This is a genomic window from Polaromonas sp., from assembly GCF_030682935.1.
GTDB lineage: Bacteria > Pseudomonadota > Gammaproteobacteria > Burkholderiales > Burkholderiaceae_C > Polaromonas.
This window is the reverse complement of the sequence record NZ_JAUXNA010000276.1, coordinates 1-3,814: the sequence shown is the minus strand read 5'-3', so window position 1 is coordinate 3,814 and position 3,814 is coordinate 1. Positions and strand designations below refer to the sequence as shown.

Genomic DNA, 3,814 nt, shown 5'->3' with positions numbered 1-3,814 from the left:
GCCATGGCCGCCAAAAACCAGGTGTTCAAAAGCTTCATCGGCCAAGGCTATTACGGCACCTACACGCCGGGCGTCATCCTGCGCAACGTGCTCGAAAACCCCGCCTGGTACACCGCCTACACGCCCTACCAGGCCGAGATTTCACAGGGCCGCATGGAAGCCCTCATCAACTTCCAGACCATGGTCTGTGACCTGACCGGCATGGCCGTTGCCAACGCGTCCATGCTCGACGAAGCCACCGCTGCCGCCGAGGCCATGACGCTGGCCAAGCGCAGCGTCAAAAGCAAAAGCAATGTCTTCCTGGTGGCGGGCGACTGCCACCCGCAAACCATTGAAGTGATCCAGACCCGCGCCAAGCCGCTGGGCATCGAGGTCAAGGTCAGCACGGCGGCCGCGACGCTGCCGCAGCTGATGGCCGAGGGCGACTACTTCGGCGTGCTGGCGCAGTACCCGGCCACCACCGGCTCCATCCATGACCTGCGGCCGCTGGCGGGCCAGGCGCATGCCGATGGCGCCGCGCTGTGCGTGGCCGCCGACCTGCTGGCGTTGACCCTGCTCGCGCCCCCCGGCGAATGGGACGCCGACATCGTGCTGGGCAGCACGCAGCGCTTTGGCATGCCCATGGGCAATGGCGGCCCGCACGCCGCCTACATGGCCTGCCGCGACGAATTCAAGCGCTCGCTGCCGGGCCGGCTGGTGGGCGTGAGCAAGGACGTGCACGGCAACCCGACCTACCGGCTGGCGCTGCAAACCCGTGAGCAACACATTCGCCGCGAAAAAGCCACCTCCAACATCTGCACCGCGCAGGTGCTGCCGGCCGTGATGGCCAGCATGTACGCGGTCTACCACGGCCCCCAGGGCCTCAAGCGCATTGCCGAGCGCGTGGCCACCTACACCGCCATCTTTGTGCATGGCCTGCAGGCGCTGGGCTACGAAATCACCAGCACCGGCGCCTTTGACTCGGTCACGGTCAAGACCGGAGATGCTACCAATTCAATAGCTGAACGCGCCCGTCAGGCGGGCGCAAACCTGCGTTTTCGCTTAAAAAATCACCTCGGCGTGTCGCTCGACGAGACCACCAGCCGCAAGGACATTGAAACGCTCTGGTCCTTTTTTGCCCAGCCCGGACAGTCGCAGCCCGTGGTAAGCAGCTTCGAGCAAGGCATCGCAACGCTGATTCCGGCCGACCTGCGCCGCAGCAGCGAATTCCTGACGCACCCGGTGTTCAACACCCACCATTCCGAAACCGGCATGCTGCGCTACATCCGCATGCTGAGCGACAAGGACCTGGCGCTGGACCGCAGCATGATTCCGCTGGGCAGCTGCACCATGAAGCTCAACGCCACCAGCGAGATGATTCCGATCACCTGGCCCGAATTTGCCAACATCCACCCGTTTGCGCCGCCAGAGCAATTGCAGGGCTACGCCGAACTCGACCGGCAACTGCGCGACTGGCTGTGCCAAGCGACGGGCTACGCCGGCATCAGCCTGCAGCCCAATGCCGGCTCGCAGGGCGAATACGCCGGCCTGCTGGTCATCAAGGCCTATCTTGAAGCCAACGGCCAGGGCCACCGCAACATCTGCCTGATTCCGTCGTCGGCCCACGGTACCAACCCGGCCAGCGCGCAAATGGTCGGCATGACGGTGGTGGTCACCGGCTGCGACGCCCAGGGCAATGTCGACATGGCCGACCTGAAGGCCAAGTGCGAACAGCACAGTGCCAACCTGGCCTGCGTGATGATCACCTACCCCAGCACCCACGGCGTGTTTGAGACCCAGGTCAAGGAACTCTGCCAGTTGGTCCATGCGCACGGCGGCCGCGTCTATGTGGACGGCGCCAACATGAACGCGCTGGTCGGCGTGGCCGCGCCAGGCGAGTTTGGCGGCGACGTGAGCCACCTCAATTTGCACAAGACCTTTTGCATCCCGCACGGTGGCGGCGGACCGGGCGTGGGCCCCGTGTGCGTGGTAGCGGACCTCGTGCCCTACCTGCCCGGCCATGCGACCGCCGGACTTCCGGTCAACGGTGTGGGGGCCATCTCAGCAGCGCCGCTGGGCAATGCGGCCGTGCTGCCGATCAGCTGGATGTACTGCCGCATGATGGGCCCCGAAGGCCTGAAGCAGGCGACCGAAGTGGCCATCCTGAGCGCCAACTACATCAGCGCGCGCCTGAAAGATCATTACCCGACGCTCTATTCAAGTGAAAACGGCCATGTGGCGCACGAGTGCATTCTGGACCTGCGTCCGCTGAAAGACAGCAGCGGCGTCAGCGCCGAAGACGTGGCCAAGCGCCTGATGGACTATGGCTTTCATGCGCCGACCCTGAGCTTCCCGGTCCCCGGCACGCTGATGGTCGAACCGACCGAAAGCGAAACGCTGGCCGAGCTGGACCGCTTCATCGACGCGATGATCGCCATCCGCGAAGAGATCCGTCTCGTCGAAAACGGCAGCTGGCCGCAGGACAACAACCCGCTCAAGCACGCGCCGCACACGGCCGCCAGCCTGCTGGGCGCCGACTGGGACCGCCCGTATTCGCGCGAAACCGGCGCCTTCCCGCTGACCAGCCTGAAGCAGGTCAAGTACTGGCCGCCGGTCGGCCGGGTCGACAATGTCTATGGGGACCGCAACCTGTTTTGCAGTTGCGTGCCGGTGAGCGACTACGCCTGATACCCCCACCTCATCCAATTCACAGGAACACCATGAAATCACTTCTTTCCCTGATCGCCCTCGCCGCCCTGGTTTCCAGCGCGTTTGCCGCCGCTCCGGCAGAAACCCTGCCCTCGGGCGTGAAGATCGTTCACACCGTCGACGGCACCGGCGCCCAGCCCAAGGCGTCGGACGCCGTCAAGGTGCACTACCGCGGAACGCTGGCCGACGGCAAGGAATTTGACAGCTCCTACAGCCGCGGCACACCGGCCACCTTTCCGCTGAACCGCGTGGTGCCGTGCTGGACCGAAGGCATGCAAAAGATCAAGGTCGGCGGCAAGGCGACGCTGACCTGCCCGCCTGCCACCGCCTACGGCAGCCGCGGCGCCGGTGCGGCCGTGCCGCCCAACGCCACGCTGACGTTCGAAGTCGAGTTGCTGGCCATCGAGAAATAAGGTCACTGCTCAGCCGCCTCGAAGTAGGTCGGGTTAGCCGCAGGCGTAACCCGACAGGCAACGGTCACAAGCGCAGATGTCGGGTTACGCTGCGCTAACGCGACCTACGGCCTTGCGTCCAAGACGGCCAGCAGCACCGCGTTGAAAGCGTCGGCCCGCTCGAACTGGACCCAGTGCCCGGCCTCTTCAATCAAGGTGAAAGCCCTGAAATTGGGCGCTTGCCGCAGGGCCGTCTCCAGCGCCGCCAGCTGCCCCCTGAACAACGCATCTTCACGGCCGTAAATGGCATGCAGCGGGCACTGCAGCCGCGGCAATGTGCGCGCCAGCACATCGGTGCGCGACAGCTTGCGCCCCTGCATGCGGTCGCGCAGCACGTTGGCCACATGCAGGCGCAGCGCCAGTTCGCTGATGGACGCCGGGTGGTGCAGCATCAGCGCGGCCAGGTTGCCACGGTGAACGGCATCGCGCTGGTCGGCGTCCTTGAAATGGCGCCAAGCCCGGAGGTGAAACGGCGTGTCGGGCGCGATGCCCATGCCGGGCGCGCCCACCAGCAGCAGCCGCGCCACCCGCGCCGGATATTGTGCTGCCAGAAAACCGGCGACCATGCCGCCAAACGAAAACCCCACCAGGTCGCAGGCGGTGCTGCCCAGCAGCATTTGCAGCCCTTGGGCTATGGGTTCGGGCAGCGCATCGGCATCGGTGCCGTGCGCAGG

General features: G+C 65.4%; 3 protein-coding genes. 2 read left to right on the top strand and 1 reads right to left on the bottom strand.

Annotated elements, in window-relative coordinates:
- Nucleotides 1-2,667 (top strand): aminomethyl-transferring glycine dehydrogenase (gene gcvP / locus Q8K05_RS12480; RefSeq protein WP_305246917.1); only part of this gene is annotated, 2,667 nt, incomplete at its 5' end.
- Between the two features lie 32 nt (nucleotides 2,668-2,699).
- On the top strand, nucleotides 2,700-3,101 hold the full coding sequence (locus tag Q8K05_RS12475) for an FKBP-type peptidyl-prolyl cis-trans isomerase (protein WP_305246916.1): 402 nt from the start codon (nucleotides 2,700-2,702) through the stop codon (nucleotides 3,099-3,101).
- A gap of 104 nt (nucleotides 3,102-3,205) precedes the next feature.
- On the opposite strand, the gene Q8K05_RS12470 is transcribed toward Q8K05_RS12475, so the two are convergent.
- Nucleotides 3,206-3,814, bottom strand: a 609-nt coding sequence (locus tag Q8K05_RS12470; RefSeq protein ID WP_305246915.1) for an alpha/beta fold hydrolase, incomplete at its 5' end; no start/stop codon positions are given.

What these genes read in the sequence shown, in the direction of transcription:
- Q8K05_RS12475 (WP_305246916.1), top strand. Translation starts at nt 2,700, where the DNA reads ATGAAATCACTTCTTTCCCTGATCGCCCTCGCCGCCCTGGTTTCCAGC.